Below are 18,335 nucleotides of genomic sequence, written 5' to 3' on the forward strand. Positions count from 1 at the left end.
GGGCGGCCTTGAAACAAGGACGAAGACCACGATGGGCGCCTATATTCTGCGGCGACTGCTGCTGATCGTGCCGACCCTGGTCGGCATCATGGCCATCAACTTCGTGATCATCCAGTTCGCGCCCGGCGGGCCGGTCGAACGGGTGATCGCCCAGTTGCAGGGCACGGATGTGTCCGCCACGGCCCGGATCAGCGGAGGCGGCGGCGATTTCAGCGGCGCCGGGGCCAGTACGGGCGCCGATGCCACCACCTCCAAATACCGGGGCGCGCAGGGGCTCGACCCGGAATTCATCAAAGACCTGGAGCGCCAGTTCGGCTTCGACAAGCCACCGCTGGAGCGCTTCACCTCGATGCTGTGGGACTATGCGCGGTTCGATTTCGGCGACAGCTATTTCCGTGATATCGCCGTGCTCGATCTGGTCCTGGAAAAGATGCCGGTGTCGATTTCCCTCGGCCTGTGGATGACGTTGATTTCCTACGCCATTTCCATTCCGCTGGGCATTCGCAAGGCGGTGAACGACGGCTCGCGCTTCGATGTCTGGACCTCGGCGGTGATCGTCGTCGGCTATGCGATCCCCGGCTTCCTGTTCGCCGTGCTCTTGATCGTCCTGTTCGCCGGCGGTTCCTTCCTCGATCTGTTCCCCTTGCGCGGGCTCACCTCGGACAATTGGGAGCAGCTTTCCTGGCCGGCGCGGATCCTCGACTATTTCTGGCACCTGGCGCTGCCGCTCACCGCCATGGTGCTTTCGGCCTTTGCCACCGTGACCCTGCTCACCAAGAATTCCTTCCTCGACGAGATCCGCAAGCAATACGTCCAGACCGCGCGGGCCAAGGGCCTGAGCGAGCGCCAGGTGCTCTATGGCCATGTGTTTCGCAATGCCATGCTGATCGTCATCGCCGGCTTCCCGGGCGCGTTCATTTCCTCGTTCTTTGCCGGCTCGCTGCTGATCGAGACGATCTTCTCGCTCGATGGCCTCGGGCTGCTCGGCTTCGAGGCGGTGATCAACCGCGACTACGCGGTGGTCTTCGCCACCCTTTACATCTTCTCGCTGCTGGGCCTTTTGGTGAATCTCATCTCCGACCTGACCTACACCTGGATCGATCCGCGTATCGATTTCGAAAGCCGGGAGGTCTGAGGGATGGAACATCGCTTGACCGAAAACGGCTCCGCTGCCTCCGCAAGCCGCGCTGACAACCCGCCGCCGCGCCGAGGCTGGCTGTCGCCGATCAACCGGCGGCGGCTGACGAATTTCGCCGCCAACCGGCGCGGCTTCTGGTCGCTGTGGATCTTTCTCGTTCTGTTCGGCCTGTCGCTGGTCTCGGAGCTGCTGGTCAACGACCGGCCGATCATCGCCGTCTACAAGGGCGAGGTGCTGGCGCCGGTGCTGTTCGATTATCCGGAGGAGAAATTCGGCGGCTTCCTGGCGGTGACCGACTACCGCGATCCGTTCATTCAGGAAGAGATCAACGCCAATGGCTGGATGCTCTGGCCGCCGGTGCGCTATTCCTACCGCACGGTGAACAACGAAATCCCGGTGCCGGCGCCGGCCCCGCCCTCCTGGATGCTGGACAAGCAGGAGCGCTGCGTTCGCTATCCGCTCGGGGCCGAAGATCCCAATTGCGTGATGGGCAACTGGAACTGGCTCGGCACCGACGATCAGGGCCGCGACGTGGTCGCCCGGCTGGTCTATGGTTTCCGCATCTCCGTGTTGTTCGGTCTGGCGCTGACCTTGGCCTCCTCCGTGGTCGGCATCGCCGCCGGCGCGGTGCAGGGCTATTACGGCGGCTGGGTCGACCTGCTGTTTCAGCGTTTCATCGAGATCTGGACGGCGATCCCCACGCTCTACCTGATCCTGATTGTCTCCTCGGTGCTGATCCCCGGTTTCTGGACCCTGTTCACCATCCTGCTGGCCTTCTCTTGGGTGGCGCTGGTCGGGGTGGTGCGGGCGGAGTTCCTGCGCGCCCGCAATTTCGAATACGTGACGGCGGCGCGCGCGCTTGGCGTTGGCAACCGCACCATCATGTGGCGGCACATGCTGCCCAATGCGATGGTGGCGACGCTCACTTTCATGCCCTTCATCCTCAACGGCTCGATCTCGACCCTGACGGCGCTCGATTTCCTCGGCTTCGGCCTGCCGCCCGGATCGGCCTCGCTTGGCGAATTGCTGGCGCAGGGCAAGAACAACCTGCAGGCCCCCTGGCTCGGCATCACTGGTTTCATCGTGATCTCGACCATGCTCAGCCTGCTGATCTTCATCGGCGAGGCGGTGCGTGACGCCTTCGATCCCCGCAAGAGCTTTGCCTGAGGCGTCCATGACGAAGACCGATACCGCTCACACCGCCGCCGCCCGCGCAGAGGCTGCCCCGTTGCTGGAAGCGCGCGATCTCTCCGTTGCCTTCACCCAGAACGGCGTGACGCAAACCGCCGTCGACCGGATTTCCTTTCAGATCGCCCCCGGCGAGACGCTGGCGCTGGTCGGCGAAAGCGGCTCCGGCAAGTCCGTCTCCGCCCTGTCGGCGGTGAAGCTGCTGCCCTATCCGGCGGCCTCGCACCCCTCCGGCGAAATCCTGTTCAAGGGCGAGAATGTGCTGACCGCCGATGAAAAGGCACTGCGGCGTATTCGCGGCAACGAGATCTCGATGATCTTCCAGGAGCCGATGACCTCGCTCAATCCGCTGCACACAGTGGAGCGGCAGGTGGCGGAGATGCTGAAGATCCACCGCGGCATGAGCGACAGCGCTGCCCGGGCGCGGGTGCTGGAGTTGCTCCATCAGGTCGGCATTCGCGAGCCGGAGCAGCGGCTGCAAAGCTATCCGCACCAGCTCTCCGGCGGACAGCGTCAGCGGGTGATGATCGCCATGGCGCTGGCCAACGAGCCGGATCTTCTGATCGCCGACGAGCCGACCACCGCGCTCGATGTCACCGTTCAGGCGCAGATCCTGCAATTGCTCAAGGATCTGCAACGCGAGACCGGCATGGCGATGCTGTTCATCACCCATGACCTGGGCATTGTCCGCAAGATCGCTGACCGGGTCTGCGTCATGACCGGCGGCAAGATCGTCGAGACCGGCCCGGTGGCCGAGATCTTCGACAATCCGCAGCACAGCTACACCCGCCACCTTCTGGCGGCCGAGCCGAAGGGCGCGCCGCCGGTCTCCGACACCTCGCGGCCGGTGGTTGTCGAGGCGGAAGACGTCAAGGTGTGGTTTCCGGTCAAGCGCGGCTTTCTGCGCCGCACCGTCGATCACATCAAGGCGGTGGACGGCATCGACGTGACCGTGCGCGAGGGGCAGACCCTCGGCATCGTCGGCGAAAGCGGCTCGGGCAAGACAACGCTTGGGCTGGCCCTCTTGCGGATGATTTCCTCGACCGGGCGGATTCGCTTCGAGGGCAATGAGATCCAGGATCGCTCCTGGCGCGACATGCGCCCGCTGCGCCGGGATATGCAGGTGGTGTTTCAGGATCCGTTCGGCTCGCTCAGCCCGCGCATGTCGGTCGCCGATATCGTTGGTGAGGGTCTGGGCGTTCATTTCCCGGGCCTGTCGCTTGACGAGCGCGACCGCAAGGTGGCGGCGGCGCTGGAGGAGGTGGGGCTCGATGCGACGACCCGCTTCCGCTATCCGCATGAGTTTTCCGGCGGCCAGCGCCAGCGCATTTCCATCGCCCGGGCGATGGTGCTGGAGCCGAAATTCGTCATGCTCGACGAGCCGACCTCGGCGCTGGACATGAGCGTGCAGGCGCAGGTGGTCGATCTCCTGCGCGATCTGCAGAAGCGGCATGGGCTGGCCTATCTCTTTATTTCTCATGATCTGAAGGTGGTGCGGGCGCTGGCCAATGATGTGATCGTCATGCGCGCCGGCAAGGTGGTGGAGGCCGGCTCCGCCGATGCGGTGTTCGATGCGCCGGAGACCGAGTACACAAAGGCGCTGATGGCCGCCGCCTTCCGGCTGGAAACGGTGGATGCGGGGGTGGTCAGCGAGTGACCGCGTCGAGTTGGCGAGGAGGATCGACGCGACAGGGTAAAGCGCTATGATCGAAGCGGCCTGAGCTGCGATGGGGGAGAACGACATGACTGCAAAGCCGGCGCTCTTGATCGCTTCCCTGACGCTTATTGCGGCCATCGGCCTTTGGGGCGTATTCGATTCCGACGGTCTCGTCGCCATCGCCTCGGTGATCGTCGACGAGTATTTCCGCAGCCGTGGCTGGTTCCTGATGCTCACTGTTACGGGGATGCTGGTCTTCTGTTTCTGGCTGGCGTTTTCCCGGTTTGGCGATATTCGCCTCGGCGCCGATGACGACCGGCCCGAGTTTTCCACCCCGTCCTGGATTGCCATGCTGTTCGCCGCCGGCATGGGCGTCGGCCTTCTGTTCTGGGCCGTGGCCGAGCCGCTGACCCATTTCGAATTCGCGCAAGGCGCCTTGGGCGGACCGGTGGCAGCCGAGCAGGCGCTGGTGACGACGATTTTTCACTGGGGCATTCACGCCTGGGCGATCTACGGAACCACCGCGCTGATCATCGCCTATTTCGCCTTTCGGCGCGGCACGCCGATGCTGGTGAGCGCGCCGATCACCTATCTCTTCCCGCAGGAGCGCTGGGCGCGGCTCCTCGGCTGGATGTCGGATTTCCTGGCCATCGTCGCCATTGCCATCGGCGTTGGCGGCTCGATTGCCATGGGCGTGTTTCAGGTCGCCGACGGCATTGATGTGCTCGCTGGCGGTAACGGCGCCGGGGCGGCGCTGGTCGGTATCGTGTTCGTTGCCATGGTGGCCTGCTATCTCCCGGCGCTGATGACGGACCTGGGCAGCGGCATGTCGAAGCTGTCCAACCTCGCCATGCTGCTGGCAATCGGCCTTGTGGTGTTCGTGGTGATCTTTGGCCCGACGGAAGTGCTCCTGAACTCGGTACTCGGCAGCTTCGGCCAGTATCTGACCAATGCGATCCCGCGCGGCTTTCAGACCTTCACCTTCTTCGACAATGAGGTCGCGTCCTGGTTCAAGAGCTGGACGCTGACCTACATGGTCTGGTGGATCGCCTGGGGGCCGTTTGTCGGCGTCTTCGTCGCCCGGATTTCGAAAGGCCGCACCATCCGGGAGTTCGTGCTTGGGGTGCTGATCGGGCCGACGCTGTTTTCGGTGATCTGGTTCGGCGTGTTCGGTGGTATCGGCCTTTATGAAGCGCTGCAGGGCGCGGGCGAACTGGCGACCGTGGCGGCCACCAACGCGGAGCGGGCGACCTTCGCGCTGCTGGAGCGCATGCCCTTTCCGGTGGTCACGACCCTCGGGACCATCGTTGCCGCCTTCCTCTTCATCGTCACCAGCGTGGTCAGTGCCGCCTTCGTGCTCGGCACCTTTTCCACCGGCGGCGATCCCGATCCCAAACCGCGCATTCGCCTGATCTGGGGCGTTCTGCTTGGCGTCGTCGGCTACGCCATGATCCTGTCGGGATCGATGGACGCGGTGAAGAAGCTGATCGCGCTCGGCGCCCTGCCCTTCGTCTTCATCACCGTGGTGCTGATGATCTGCCTTGTCCGCGCGCTTGCCGAGGAGACCGCGACATGATTACCGGCGATCTCCTTGATACGGTTCTCAACCTTGGAACCTTCGTCTTTATCGGCTTCGCCGGCTGGCTGCTGGTGCGCAAGCTGCCGAACCGGGATGATACGCCCGATTGAGGGCTTCGCCCCCCCTCACTCCAGCCAGCAGGTGGCGGGTTTGCCGGCCTTCTCCTGTGCGGCGCCGAGCGAGCGGCGGGTCTTGAAGCCGATCAGCCCGTCGGCTCCGCCCACGTCATGGCCTCTGGCCTCCAGCTGGAGCTGGATCTTGCGCACCGCGCCGCGCGAGCGGGTTTTGATCGGCCGCCAGTCCTGCACGAAGCCGGTGTTGTTGCCGTAGCGGTCGGCGAGATGGCCGACGAACAGGGCGTAGACGTCGGATTCATTGTAGGATTTCAGCACATAGAAATTGTCGGTGGCGATGAAGGCCGGGCCGAAGCGGCCCGCCGGCATCAGCAGGAAGCCGGGCTGTGGGACCTCATGGGCGGGAAACGGCCGCTCCTTCACCCGTCGCACGCCCTCGGCCGTCCAGGCACTGATCGGCTGGCCGCGATCCGGCCCCTCGCGGGTGCAGGAAACGGAGGCCGGAACGACGGCCTCATAGCCCCAGTCGCGCCCCTTTACCCAGCCGTACCAGTTGAGATAGGCGGCGATCGAGGCGAGCGTGTCGGGCGCTGAATTCCAGATGTCGCGTTTGCCATCGCCATCGAAATCGACCGCATGACGCAGGAAGCTGGAGGGCAGGAATTGCGGCTGGCCGAGCGCGCCGCCCCAGGAGCTTTTCATGTCCTGTCGCCGGATATGGCCATCGGCGAGGATCTGCAGCGCGGCGACGGTCTCTTTTGCGAAGAAGTCGCGCCGCTGGCCCATATAAGCGCGGGTGGCCAGGGTGCGCAGCGCATCCTTGGGGATCCGCGCGGCGCCATAGCCCGATTCGCGCGCCCAGATTGCCAGCACGATCCGGCCCGGCACCCCGTAGCGCTGTTCGATCCGCTGCAGCGTCGATGCGTGTCGGCGAGCAAGGGTGCGCCCCTTGGCCACCAGCCCGTTGAACTGGCTGTCGCGGAAATAGCCGCCGGGGGCGCGAAACTCCGCCTGGTAATTCACCGGCGGCGGGGCGCCCTTGCCGCCCGGCTTGCCGAGTCCGGGCAGGGAGGTGTCCGGCGTCATACCGGCAAGCTCGCGCGCAATCACCGCCGCCGGAACCCCGGCTTCGCGGGCCGCGGGCGCAATGGTTCCGTCGAGAAAGGCGCGAAAGCCGGCATCGTAAGGGCCGGCGCTCGCCGGCGCGGCCAGCAGTGACAGGGCGGCGGCAAGGAGAAGCGGAACGCGGCGCATGGCATGTCTCCGGTGGCGCGACGGGAGGCTCGGGGCAACCCTAGCAAACCCCGGCGGGCCGGCGAAACAGGCAAGCGGGGAAGGGGCGTCAGAACTGGGTGCGGGCCTTCATCGCCTGCGCCAGCGTGCCCTCATCGAGATAGTCGAGCTCGCCGCCGACCGGCACGCCATGGGCCAGCCGGGTAACGGAGACATCAAGGCCACGCAGCCGGTCGGTGATGTAATGGGCCGTGGTCTGGCCCTCCACCGTGGCGTTGACCGCCAGCACGATCTCGCGGATGCCGCCGGCGGCGACCCGTTCGAGCAGCGCGGTAATGGTCAGGTCGTCCGGGCCGATGCCATCGAGCGGCGACAGGGTGCCGCCGAGCACGTGATAGCGGCAGTTGAGCGCCCCGGCCCGCTCCAGCGCCCACAAATCGGCCACATCCTCGACGACGACGATGGTGCCGGTGTCGCGGCGCGGGTCCGAGCAGATGGTGCATGGGTCGGTGGTGTCGACCGTGCCGCAGGTGGAACAGACGCCGATGCTGTCGACCGCAACGCCCATGGCCCGGGCGAGCGGGATCAGCAACTGATCCTTCTTCTTGATCAGATGCAGCGCCGCGCGCCGGGCCGAGCGGGGCCCGAGCCCGGGCAGCTTGGCCAGCAGCTGGATCAGCTTTTCGATTTCCGGCCCGGCGACCGCCCGGTTCGACATGGGGTCCGTCCGCCTTCGCGCGCCGTCAGAACGGCAGCTTCATGCCGGCGGGCAGGCCAAGGCCGCCCATCAGCTCCTGGGTCTTTTCCTGCATGGCGGCTTCCGCCTTGCCCTTGGCGTCCTGATGCGCGGCGAGAATGAGGTCCTCCAGGATCTCGATCTCGTCGGCCTTGGCCAGCGACGGGTCGATCTTCAGGCCCTTCAATTCGCCCTTGCCGGACATGGTGACCTGCACCAGCCCACCGCCGGAGCTGCCTTCGACTTCCAACTCGGCGAGCTTTTCCTGCAGCGAGCCCATCTGCTCCTGCATCTGCTTCGCCTGCTTCATCATCTTCAAGAAATCCATCTGCGGTCTCCATCGCGTGAGTGGGGCGGCTTGCGCGGCCCGTGTGTCCAGAATGAGCCGGCCGCCGGGAGGGCCACCGGTCCGGTCCGGCGGTCCCGGTTCAGGGTGCCGGGATCGGCGTGTCAAAGGTCAAGGTGCCGGGTTCTCGCTGTCGATGTCGTCCTCGACCGGCGGCATGTCAAGCGCTTCGTCGGGCGCCTGCATCCTGACGTCGACCACCTTGGCGCCGGGAAAGGCCTCCAGCAGCGCGGCAACCGCCGGCTCGGACTTCGCGTCTGAGAGGAGCTGGCGTTGGTTGGCCTCCCGCTCCTCATGCAGGGTCGGGCGCCCTTGCGTCCGGCTGACCGAGACGATCCAGCGCCGCCCGGTCCATTCGCCAAGCTTGCGGCCGAAGCGCCCGGCCAGATCCGGATCGGCCTCCGGCACCGGTTGGATCTCGATCCGGCCAGGCTCGAAACGCACCAACCGCATCTGCCGTTCGATCTCCACCTTCAGGCGGATGTCGCGCTTTTCCGCAGCCAGCGCCGCGCAATCGGCCAGCGATCTGAGCGGAACCGCATCCGTTTGCGGTTCGGCATGACCCGGGGTCGGGGCATTCTCGGCTTGGGGGACGGGCTGGGCCGCAGCGGCCGGACCGCCGGCGGCACGACCGCCGGCCAGCGCCTGAAGTCGTGGCTCGCCGCCAACCGGGGCAGAGGAGGGCGCCGCGGCTTGTTGCGGCTGGGAAACCGCTGGCGCAGCCATCTGCGGCGCCGAAGAGGCGTTCGGTCCGCCCGCTGGCGCCCCGCCGGAGGGGCCGGTCTGCGGCGCGCCCGGCGTGGGCGCGGCCACGGGCAGCGGCTGACCGCTTTTCAGCAGCTTCAGCGCCTCTTCCGGGTCCGGCAGGTCGGCGGCATAGGCAATGCGCACCAGCACCATGTCCGCCGCCAGATGCGGCTTCGGCGCGGCCTGCACCTCGGCAACGCCCTTCAGCAGGATCTGCCAGGTGCGCGACAGGATGCGCAGCGACAGGGTATCGGCCAATTCGCGCCCGCGTCGCCGTTCCGCCTCGGTGACGGAGGCTTCGTCGCCGGCGCTCGGCACGATCTTCAGCCGGGTGACCAGATGGGTGAATTCGGCAAGGTCCGAGAGCACCACCACCGGATCGGCGCCGCTGTCGTACTGCGCCCGGAACTCGGCCATGGCGGCGCCAGCGTCGCCCTTCATCAAGTGCTGAAACAGGTCGATGACCCGCGCCCGGTCGGCAAGGCCGAGCATGTCGCGCACATCCTCGGCGGCGACGGGGCCTTGTCCATGGGCGATCGCCTGATCGAGCAGTGACAGGGAATCGCGGGCCGAGCCCTCGCCGGCCCGGGCGATCAGCGCCAGCGCCTCGTCGCTGATCTCGACCGATTCGGCGGCGGAGATCCGGCGCAGCAGCCCCACCAGCTTGTCGGCGTCGATGCGGCGCAGGTCGAAGCGCTGGCAGCGCGACAGCACCGTCACCGGCACCTTGCGGATCTCGGTGGTGGCGAAGATGAACTTCACATGCTCCGGCGGCTCTTCCAGCGTCTTCAACAGGCCGTTGAACGCGGCCTTGGAGAGCATGTGCACTTCGTCGATGATGTAGACCTTGTAGCGCGCCGACGCCGGACGGTAGCGCGCCGCCTCGGTGATCTCGCGAATGTCGTCGATGCCGGTGTGCGAGGCGGCGTCCATCTCGATGACATCCACATGGCGCCCGTCCATGATGGCTTCGCAGTGGATGCCCATCTTGTCGAGCTGCACCGTGGGACGGCTGCTTTCGCCGGGAATTTCGTGATTGAGCCCGCGCGCCAGGATCCGCGCCGTCGTCGTCTTGCCGACGCCGCGCACGCCGGTCAGCATCCAGGCCTGGGCGATCCGGCCGGTCTCGAAGGCGTTCTGCAGGGTCCGCACCATCGCCTCCTGCCCGACGAGATCGTCGAAGCTGCGGGGGCGATACTTGCGCGCCAGAACGCGATAGCCGCCGGCTTCAAGGCTGGAAGCCGGATGTGCCGGGTCGTGCCCGTCATCGGGGCCGAGGTCTGTGTCGGTGTGCGAAGGTCCGTCCATGTCGTCCAACTTAACGGCGCTTGGCCGCAATGTAGAGGGCTATCCGTGCCAAAGGCGGATTTGTCCATGACAGATCGCGCGCAAGGCGATCACCGAAGATGATGCCGGAAACATGCACATCGGTGCTCCCGCGAGCGGGAAGCGGAGACTGGAGGGGGGTTAAGCTGAGGTGGGAGGCTGGCACGATGACCCGTGCCGCGACTCGTTGGGGCTGCTTCCTTCCGGACCTGACCCGGTTGGCGAGTGGCTCGTCCACCACCAACCTCCCGGGCGCATATATCGGCGTTCATCGCCCCGTTTGCAAGGGGAAATCCGGACAAATACGCCTCGGCTGTCCCGATTCGCCGTCCGTGCACAGCCTTGTCCCCATTGCAGGGGGTGGATCAGGGCGCATGCGTGGCCTCATCCTCCGCCTGCCGGCGCAGGGTCTTGCGGATGATCTTGCCGGTGGTGGTCATCGGCAGAGCGTCGACGAAGGCGATCTCGCGCGGGTATTCATGGGCGGCGAGACGCTGGCGGACAAAGGCCTGAAGCTCGGCGGCCAGCGCCGCATCCGCCGCATATCCCTCGGCAAGCACCACATAGGCCTTGACGATTTCCGTGCGCGCCGGGTCCGGCTTGCCCACCACTCCGGCCATCTGCACCGCCGGATGGCCGATCAGGCAGTCCTCGATCTCGCCCGGGCCGATCCGGTAGCCGGAGGAGGTGATCACATCGTCGTCGCGGCCGATGAAGCGGATCCAGCCATCCGCGTCGCGGATGCCGGTGTCACCGGTCAGAAGATAGTCGCCGGCGAATTTCGCCTCCGTCGCCTGCGGGTTGTTCCAGTAGCGCAGGAACATCACCGGATCGCCCCGCCGTACGGCGATCGCCCCTTCCTCGCCATCGGGCAGTGGCCGGCCCTCGGTATCGACGATAGCCAGATCGTGACCGGGCACCGCCCGCCCCATAATGCCGGGGCGTGGCGGCATCAGCGCGCCGCAGGAGGAGACGATCATGTTGCACTCGGTCTGGCCGTAGAACTCGTTGATGGTGACACCAAACACCCGGAGGCCCCAGTCGAGCAGCTCCGCGCCGAGGGTTTCGCCGCCGCTGGCGATGGTGCGCATGTCGAGGCGCCAGCGTGCTCCCGGATCGTCGAAGGCGCGCATCATCTTCAGTGCCGTCGGCGGCAGGAAGGCGTTGCGGATGCCCTCGCTGGCAATCAGCTCGAAGGCGGCCTCTGCGGTGAACTTGCCAAAGCGCCGGGCGACGACCGGCACGCCGTGGTGCAGCGCCGGCATCAACACGTCGAGCAGGCCCCCGATCCAGGCCCAGTCAGCCGGGGTCCAGATCCGGTCCCCCGGGCGGGGAAAGAAGTCATGGCTCATTTCCACGCCCGGCAGATGGCCAAGCAGCACCCGGTGCGCATGGAGCGCGCCTTTCGGCTGGCCGGTGGTGCCGGAGGTGTAGATCAGGATCGCCGGGTCTTCCGCGCTGGTCTTCACCGGCTCGAAGGTGTCCGGAAGCCCCTTTGCTTCCGCGTGGAGATCGCGGGTGCCGGGATGGGCGCCATCGATGGTGAAGACCTCGGCAAGGTCCGGCAGGTCCGGACGAATCGCCGCCAGTTTGGCCGCCCCGGCGGCGTCGGTGATGATCGCCCGGGCGCCGGAATCGCGCAGGCGGTAGGTCAGCGCCTCCTCGCCGAACAGCAGGAACAGCGGCAGGGAAATGGCGCCGAGCTTGAAGGCGGCAATATGGGTGGCGGCGGTCTCCACCGCCTGTGGCAGCAGGATCGCCACCCGGTCGCCGCGCGTCACGCCGCTGGCGCGCAGCAGCCCGGCGATCCGGTTGGACAGGCGGCGCAAGCCATCGAAGCTGACGGTCTGGCGGGTCCCGTCCTCGGCGATGCAGATCAGCGCGTCGCGCGTCGGGTCGCGCTCCGCCCATTTGTCGCAGACGTCGCGGCCGATGTTGTAAAACTCGGGGATCTGCCAGCGAAACCGCGTCGTCAGATCATCGTAACTCTCGGCCGCTGGCAGCATGGATCCCCCCTCGGCGCGCTGGTGAGACATGCTGGCATCGTGCCGTCCTCCCCCAACGTCGCCCTCCTTTGAAAAAGACAGGCGAATGGAACGGCAGGGACGCGCGCTTGGCAAGTCTCAATCGGTGTCGTGTGCCTTTGCCGCCCGTGGTGGAGCGGCGCGCGTTGGGGGTGGTGCGACGGCAAGGGCGCGATATAGTGCCTGGGAACCTCAATGGATGGCCCTTGAATGACGCCCTTTGTGCTTGATCCCCGGCTTGCGGCGGACACATTGCCTGTCGGCCTTCTTGGCCTGTGTGCAGTGCGGCTGATGAGCGATGCCCGCTTCCCCTGGCTGATGCTGGTGCCGCAGCGCCCCGATCTGACCGAAATCCTCGACCTCGACGAGGAGGAGCGCGTGCTGCTGATGCGCGAGATCGCCGCCGCCAGCTCGGCACTGCGGGCGGTGACGGTCTGCGACAAGCTGAATGTCGGCGCGCTGGGCAATCTGGTGCCGCAACTCCATGTGCATGTGATCGCCCGGTTCCAGGGCGATGCCGCGTGGCCCGGCCCGGTCTGGGGGCAGGGTGTGCCGCTGCCCTATGAAGAGGATGTGGCGGGAATGCTGATCCGGCGCCTGCGCGACGCGCTGGGCATGGCCCCCTCCGGGCCGGGGGCGTGATACGTCCCGCCGCCTGCGACCGTCACCCATTGTTCTTCCGCCGGGATCTGACCCTTTCATGACCTTGTGTTCCGCCACTCTTCCCGCCGCCGGTTTCGCCTTTCACGGCAATCCGCTGGAGCGCCTGTCCGAGCATCGCGGCGATGCGGACTGGCTCGCGCGCCACTTTTCGGCGGAGGCGGCCCGTTTCGTGCTGTTCTGCGACAAGCGCCCGGTGGTGGATGTGTCGGACCAGGGTGCGGGGCGCCCCTTGTCGGTGCTGCATCGGCGGGACCGCGCCGACCGGTTGTCGATGCGGACGGAAGACAGTCTGCTGTTGGGCTTTGCTCCGGATGATGGCGCCCCGGTGTTCGCCGCGCCGCTGAAGATCGACGCGGACAAGCTGGAGACGCTGGGCGAACCGCTCAAGCCGATCGACCTGCGCTCGCTCGCCCTGCAGGGCGTGCTGGAGCCGGGCATGCTGGGGATGCTGGCACAGGCCAGTGCGCTGCTTCACTGGCATGACACCCACCGGTTCTGTTCGCGCTGCGGCAGCCCTTCGGTGATGACGCTCGGGGGCTACCGGCGCGATTGTCCCGCTTGCGGCGGCCTGCATTTCCCCCGCACTGATCCGGTGGCGATCATGCTGGTGAGCGACGGTGAGCGCTGTCTGATGGGACGCACGCCGCAGATCGCGGAAGGGGTTTATTCCACCCTGGCCGGTTTCATCGAACCGGGCGAGACGGTGGAGGAGGCGGTGCGCCGCGAGGTGTTCGAGGAAGCGGGCATTCACGTGGGTGCCGTCACTTATCGCGCCAGTCAGCCCTGGCCGTTTCCGGCCTCGCTGATGATGGGCTGCCACGGGACGGCGACCAGCCGCGAGATCCACATGGATGAAAGCGAACTGGAGGATTGCCGCTGGTTTTCCCGCAAGGAGGTGCGGTCGATGATGGTGGGCACTCATGCCCAAGGGCTGATGATCCCGCCGCCGCTGTCCATCGCCCACTGGCTGATTCGCTGTTGGGTCGAGGAAACCTGAGCCGCCCGGCAAAAACGCTTGTGATCGCCGCAAGCTGCACCTACCTGAGGCGATGACGTTCACCAACCGGGACCCTCGCGCCTCATGATTTCCTCCGCGCTGCGCGCGCTCACGCAGATTTTCCAGCCCGAGCTGCGGGCGATCTTCTGGAAGACGCTGGGCTACACGCTGGCCCTGCTGCTGCTGGTCTGGATCGCGCTCAACGGCGCCGTCGCCTGGTTCGTGGCGCTGCCCTATCCCTGGCTCGATACCGCCCTGTCGATCCTGACCGGCATCGGTGTGATCTTCGTGCTCGGGTTCCTGGTGGCGCCGGTCACCGCCATCATCGCCGGCCTGTTGCAGGACGATATCGCCGAGGTGGTGGAGCGCGGCGACTATCCGGCCGATCCGCCGGGGCGGGCCCTGCCGATGGCGCAGGCGGTGCCGCAGGCGATCAAGTTCACCGGCATCGTCATCCTCGGCAACCTCCTGGCCCTGTTCCTCCTGTTGGTGCCGGGCGTCAACCTGGTCGCCTTCCTGCTGGTCAACGGCTATCTGCTTGGCCGCGAGTTCTTCGAATTCGCCGCCATGCGCTTCCGCTCGCCGGAAGAGGCAAAGGCCTTTCGCCGCGCCCATCGCGGCACGGTGTTTCTCGCCGGTCTGGCGATTGCCGGGTTCCTCGCCATCCCGCTGCTCAATCTGCTGACGCCGATCTTCGCCACGGTGATGATGGTGCATCTCAACAAGCGCATCACCGCTGGCAACCAAACCCGGTCGGCGCGGGCAGGGCGGCTGGGCAACCAGTCATGAATTGGTCGCCGCATTGCGATCGAGCTGACGCGGCATCCGTCTGCTGCAACGTCCCGCGTCAGCTCTCGTCTGGTGCAAGCAGCCCGGACTTGAACAACAGACCCGCCCCTGCCGCGCCAAGCAGTGGGGCAACGATGAAGAGCCAGAGTTGCACCACGGCCTGCGGGTTGGAGCCTGCGCCGATCAATGCCGGACCGATGGAGCGGGCCGGATTGACCGACACCCCGGTAACGTTGATGCCGACAATGTGGATTGCCGTTAACGTCAAGCCGATGGCGAGGCCGGCCAGGTGGTTCGGGGCGCCCTTCTGAGTGACGCCGAGGATGCACACGAGGAACAGGAAGGTTGCAACCGTCTCGAAAACGAGGGCGGACACCACACCATATTCCCCAAGATAGCCCGCTCCCCAGCCGTTCTGGCCGAGGCTTCCGTCCCAGCCGCTGGTCTTGCCGCTCAGAATCAGCGCCAGCACAGCGGCACCCGCGATGGCACCCAGAACCTGGCTGACGACATATCCGACAAGCTCCGACAGCGGCATGCGGCCGGCGAGAAAGACGCCAAAGCTGACCGCCGGATTGACATGGCAGCCGGAGATCATACCGATGCCATAGGCCATGGCGACGATCGCAAGACCAAAAGCGAAAGCAATTCCAAGGATATCAATTGCGGTTGGCCCCGTCCCCATTCCGGCGATAACAGCTGCGCCGCAACCAAAAAACACTAGAGTGAATGTTCCTATGAATTCGGCGATTGGCTTCTTCATGAGGAATCTCCGATACTCGAGGAATCCTTTGAAATTTGCGTCAATAATATTTGGGTTTTTAGCCCTAACGCTACGGTATCATGAGTGCCGTGGTCACTCCAGTGGCAACAACAAAGCGTCAATCTGGCCAACAGGATACTTTGACGCCGCCCGATGTTGGCGCTAGAAGGCGGGGATACAAGGCCCTGATATAGCTACCGTTTACGTAAACGTAAGGCGGCTTAGGGGAGACGGGAGAACAACCCATGTCGGACGTCGGGATGAAGAACAGCCGGCCGCTGTCGCCGCATATCCAGATCTACAAACCCATTCTCACCATGGTCATGTCGATCCTGCACCGGATCACGGGTGCGGCGCTTTACGTCGGCACGATCCTGGTTGCCTGGTGGCTGGTCGCCGCCGCCGCCGGACCGGAGTACTTCGACTTCGTCAACGAGCTGTATGGCTCGCTGTTCGGGCGGCTGGTGCTGTTCGGCTTTACCTGGGCGCTGGTGCACCACCTGATCGGCGGTCTGCGCCATTTCATCTGGGACATGGGCTACGGCTTCGGCCGCGAGGCACGCGAGTGGCTGGCGCGGGCGACGATCATCGGCTCGGTCGCCATCACGATCCTGCTCTGGGTCATCGGCTACGCGGTTCGCTGAGGGAGAATGACGATGAACGACATGCGCACCCCTCTTTCCAAGGTCGAGGGCCTCGGCTCGGCCAAGGAGGGCACCACCCATTTCTGGCACCAGCGGGTCACCGCCGTCGCCAATGTGTTCCTGATCTCCTTCTTCGTGATCCTGATCGTGGCGCTGCAGGGCGGCGATCACGAGGACGTGGTGGAGACCCTCGCCAACCCCCTCGTCGGGGTGCTGATGGTGCTGGTGATCCTGTCCTCCGTCTATCACATGAAGCTCGGCATGCAGGTGATCATCGAGGACTATGTCCACGGTGAGGGCGCCAAGCTGATGGCGCTGATGGGCAATACCTTCTTCTCGGTTTTCATCGGCCTTGCGTCGGTGTTCGCCGTTCTCAAGATCAGCTTCGGAGGCTGAACAAAATGGCAGGACAAGCCTACTCCTTTGTCGACCACAAATATGACGTGGTCGTCGTCGGTGCCGGTGGCGCCGGCCTGCGCGCCACCCTCGGCATGGCCGAGCAGGGCCTCCGCACAGCCTGTATTTCCAAGGTGTTCCCGACCCGCTCACACACGGTCGCGGCCCAGGGCGGTATCGCCGCCTCGCTGCAGAACATGACGCCGGACTGCTGGCAGTGGCACATGTACGACACGGTGAAGGGCTCCGACTGGCTCGGCGACACCGACGCCATGGAGTACCTGGCCCGCGAGGCGCCCAAGGCGGTCTACGAGCTGGAGCATTACGGCGTGCCGTTCTCGCGCACCGAGGATGGGCGCATCTACCAGCGTCCGTTCGGCGGCCACATGCAGAATTACGGCAACGGTCCCCCGGTGCAGCGCACCTGCGCCGCCGCAGACCGCACCGGCCATGCGATCCTGCACACGCTCTACGGCCAGTCGCTGCGGCACAACGCCGAGTTCTTCATCGAGTATTTCGCGCTCGATCTGATCATGTCCGAGGACGGGGTCTGTCAGGGCGTGATCGCCTGGAACCTCGACGACGGCACGATCCACCGCTTCTCCGCCAAGATGGTGGTGCTGGCGACCGGTGGCTATGGCCGCGCCTATTTCTCCGCTACCTCGGCGCATACCTGCACCGGCGACGGCGGCGGCATGACCGCTCGCGCGGGTCTGCCGCTCCAGGACATGGAGTTTGTGCAGTTCCACCCGACCGGCATCTATGGCGCCGGCTGCCTGATCACCGAGGGTGCGCGCGGCGAAGGCGGCTATCTTGTCAACTCCGAGGGTGAGCGCTTCATGGAGCGTTATGCGCCCTCGGCCAAGGACCTCGCCTCGCGTGACGTGGTCTCGCGCTGCATGACCATGGAAATCCGCGACGGGCGCGGTGTCGGCAAGCAGAAGGATCACATCTTCCTGCATCTCGACCACCTCGATCCGGATATCCTCGCCGAACGCCTGCCGGGCATTTCGGAATCGGCGAAGATCTTCGCCGGCGTCGATGTCACCAAGGAGCCGATCCCGGTGCTGCCGACCGTCCACTACAACATGGGCGGCGTCCCCACCAACTACTGGGGCGAGGTGCTGAACCCGACCAAGGACGACCCCAATGCGATCCAGCCGGGCCTGATGGCCGTCGGCGAGGCGGGCTGCGCCTCGGTGCACGGCGCCAACCGGCTTGGCTCCAATTCGCTGATCGACCTGGTGGTCTTCGGCCGCGCCGCCGCCATCAAGGCTGCCGAAGTGGTCGATCCGAAGTCCGCCGTTCCGACGCCGAACGAGGCGTGCTGCGACAAGATCATGGCCCGCTTCGACAAGCTGCGCCATGCCAATGGCGGCACCCCGACGGCCCGTCTTCGCGAGAAGATGCAGCGGGCGATGCAGGAAGACGCCGCCGTGTTCCGCACCCAGGAAAGCCTGGAGCAGGGCTGTCAGCGCCTGACGGCGATCTGGGGCGAGCTCGCCGATCTCAAGGTCACCGACCGGTCGATGATCTGGAACTCCGATCTGGTGGAAACACTGGAGCTGGAGAACCTGATGGCCAACGCGATCACCACGGTCCATGGCGCCGAGGCGCGCAAGGAAAGCCGTGGCGCCCATGCCCGCGAGGACTACAAGGATGGTCCGATGGGCGGTCGCGACGACGAGAACTGGCGCAAGCACACGCTGGCCCGCGTCGACGAGGCCGGCAAGGTGACGCTCGACTATCGCGCGGTGGTCACCGAGCCGCTGACCACCTTCGAGGAAGGCGGCATCGACATGGCCAAGATCGCGCCGAAAGCGCGCGTCTACTAAGCCGATGACCCAGCGCCGGGCACAGCAGGGACGGGACACCTTCGGCAGGAGCGCCCTTGCGGCGACCCTGTCGGCGGCGTCGGTCCCTCCGACTGTGGCCGGCGTACCAATGCCGCGCCGTGACGATGGCTGGTCCGCGCGGAACGACGCAAGCCTTGCCGGTTCCCTGACGACAGTCGCGGGCGGGATCGGCGGGCCTC

16 protein-coding genes and 1 other RNA gene are annotated in these 18,335 nt (G+C 65.8%); 10 read left to right on the top strand and 7 right to left on the bottom strand.

What is annotated here, in order from left to right; all coding sequences use genetic code 11:
* Positions 1 to 31: 31 nt before the first annotated feature.
* From IEV83_RS15875 to IEV83_RS15890, 4 genes are all read left to right on the top strand, one after another.
* Complete coding sequence (locus IEV83_RS15875) at positions 32 to 1,135, top strand: microcin C ABC transporter permease YejB (protein WP_181761221.1); 1,104 nt, start codon at positions 32 to 34, stop codon at positions 1,133 to 1,135.
* 3 nt (positions 1,136 to 1,138) lie between these two features.
* Positions 1,139 to 2,305 carry an ABC transporter permease gene (locus tag IEV83_RS15880; protein ID WP_181761220.1) on the top strand — a complete coding sequence of 389 codons (1,167 nt, stop codon included), beginning with the start codon at positions 1,139 to 1,141 and terminating at the stop codon, positions 2,303 to 2,305.
* Positions 2,306 to 2,312: 7 nt separating this feature from the next.
* Complete coding sequence (locus tag IEV83_RS15885; protein WP_181761219.1) at positions 2,313 to 3,983, top strand: ABC transporter ATP-binding protein; 1,671 nt, start codon at positions 2,313 to 2,315, stop codon at positions 3,981 to 3,983.
* 85 nt (positions 3,984 to 4,068) lie between these two features.
* The gene (locus IEV83_RS15890) at positions 4,069 to 5,559 is read left to right on the top strand and encodes a BCCT family transporter (RefSeq protein ID WP_181761218.1); all 1,491 of its coding nucleotides are present in this window, start codon (positions 4,069 to 4,071) and stop codon (positions 5,557 to 5,559) included.
* Positions 5,560 to 5,687: 128 nt separating this feature from the next.
* Here IEV83_RS15890 and IEV83_RS15895 read toward each other — a convergent pair whose 3' ends face one another.
* From IEV83_RS15895 to IEV83_RS15920, 6 genes are all read right to left on the bottom strand, one after another.
* Complete coding sequence (locus tag IEV83_RS15895; protein WP_181761217.1) at positions 5,688 to 6,890, bottom strand: lytic murein transglycosylase; 1,203 nt, start codon at positions 6,888 to 6,890, stop codon at positions 5,688 to 5,690.
* Between the two features lie 88 nt (positions 6,891 to 6,978).
* The gene (gene recR, locus IEV83_RS15900) at positions 6,979 to 7,587 is read right to left on the bottom strand and encodes a recombination mediator RecR (protein ID WP_181761216.1); all 609 of its coding nucleotides are present in this window, start codon (positions 7,585 to 7,587) and stop codon (positions 6,979 to 6,981) included.
* A gap of 25 nt (positions 7,588 to 7,612) precedes the next feature.
* Positions 7,613 to 7,933: a YbaB/EbfC family nucleoid-associated protein gene (locus tag IEV83_RS15905; RefSeq protein WP_181761215.1), complete on the bottom strand. Its 321-nt coding sequence runs from the start codon at positions 7,931 to 7,933 to the stop codon at positions 7,613 to 7,615.
* Between the two features lie 129 nt (positions 7,934 to 8,062).
* Complete coding sequence (locus IEV83_RS15910; protein ID WP_181761214.1) at positions 8,063 to 10,006, bottom strand: DNA polymerase III subunit gamma/tau; 1,944 nt, start codon at positions 10,004 to 10,006, stop codon at positions 8,063 to 8,065.
* A gap of 169 nt (positions 10,007 to 10,175) precedes the next feature.
* Positions 10,176 to 10,273: signal recognition particle sRNA small type (ffs, locus tag IEV83_RS15915), an RNA gene on the bottom strand.
* A gap of 116 nt (positions 10,274 to 10,389) precedes the next feature.
* On the bottom strand, positions 10,390 to 12,030 hold the full coding sequence (locus IEV83_RS15920) for an acyl-CoA synthetase (RefSeq protein WP_181761305.1): 1,641 nt from the start codon (positions 12,028 to 12,030) through the stop codon (positions 10,390 to 10,392).
* 228 nt (positions 12,031 to 12,258) lie between these two features.
* Between IEV83_RS15920 and IEV83_RS15925 the strand changes: the two genes are divergently transcribed.
* The 3 genes from IEV83_RS15925 (at position 12,259) to IEV83_RS15935 (ending at position 14,497) form a co-directional block, all read left to right on the top strand.
* A complete protein-coding gene (locus IEV83_RS15925; protein ID WP_181761213.1) occupies positions 12,259 to 12,690 on the top strand; it encodes an HIT family protein in 432 nt (143 codons plus the stop codon).
* A gap of 58 nt (positions 12,691 to 12,748) precedes the next feature.
* Entirely contained in the window at positions 12,749 to 13,708 is a 960-nt protein-coding gene (nudC, locus tag IEV83_RS15930; protein WP_181761212.1) for an NAD(+) diphosphatase, read from the top strand.
* A gap of 84 nt (positions 13,709 to 13,792) precedes the next feature.
* Complete coding sequence (locus IEV83_RS15935) at positions 13,793 to 14,497, top strand: sulfate transporter family protein (protein WP_181761211.1); 705 nt, start codon at positions 13,793 to 13,795, stop codon at positions 14,495 to 14,497.
* Between the two features lie 58 nt (positions 14,498 to 14,555).
* Here IEV83_RS15935 and IEV83_RS15940 read toward each other — a convergent pair whose 3' ends face one another.
* Entirely contained in the window at positions 14,556 to 15,260 is a 705-nt protein-coding gene (locus IEV83_RS15940; protein WP_181761210.1) for an aquaporin, read from the bottom strand.
* Positions 15,261 to 15,505: 245 nt separating this feature from the next.
* Between IEV83_RS15940 and sdhC the strand changes: the two genes are divergently transcribed.
* From sdhC to sdhA, 3 genes are read left to right on the top strand one after another with little or no spacing between them, the layout of a single operon-like run.
* Positions 15,506 to 15,904: a succinate dehydrogenase, cytochrome b556 subunit gene (gene sdhC, locus IEV83_RS15945; protein WP_181761209.1), complete on the top strand. Its 399-nt coding sequence runs from the start codon at positions 15,506 to 15,508 to the stop codon at positions 15,902 to 15,904.
* A 12-nt stretch (positions 15,905 to 15,916) separates the two neighbouring features.
* Positions 15,917 to 16,300 (top strand): succinate dehydrogenase, hydrophobic membrane anchor protein, encoded by a 384-nt coding sequence (gene sdhD, locus IEV83_RS15950; protein ID WP_181761208.1) that lies wholly within the window; start codon positions 15,917 to 15,919, stop codon positions 16,298 to 16,300.
* A 5-nt stretch (positions 16,301 to 16,305) separates the two neighbouring features.
* On the top strand, positions 16,306 to 18,135 hold the full coding sequence (sdhA, locus tag IEV83_RS15955) for a succinate dehydrogenase flavoprotein subunit (protein ID WP_181761207.1): 1,830 nt from the start codon (positions 16,306 to 16,308) through the stop codon (positions 18,133 to 18,135).
* Positions 18,136 to 18,335: the final 200 nt, after the last annotated feature.

It is taken from the genome of Stappia taiwanensis, assembly GCF_014635285.1.
Lineage (GTDB): Bacteria > Pseudomonadota > Alphaproteobacteria > Rhizobiales > Stappiaceae > Stappia > Stappia taiwanensis.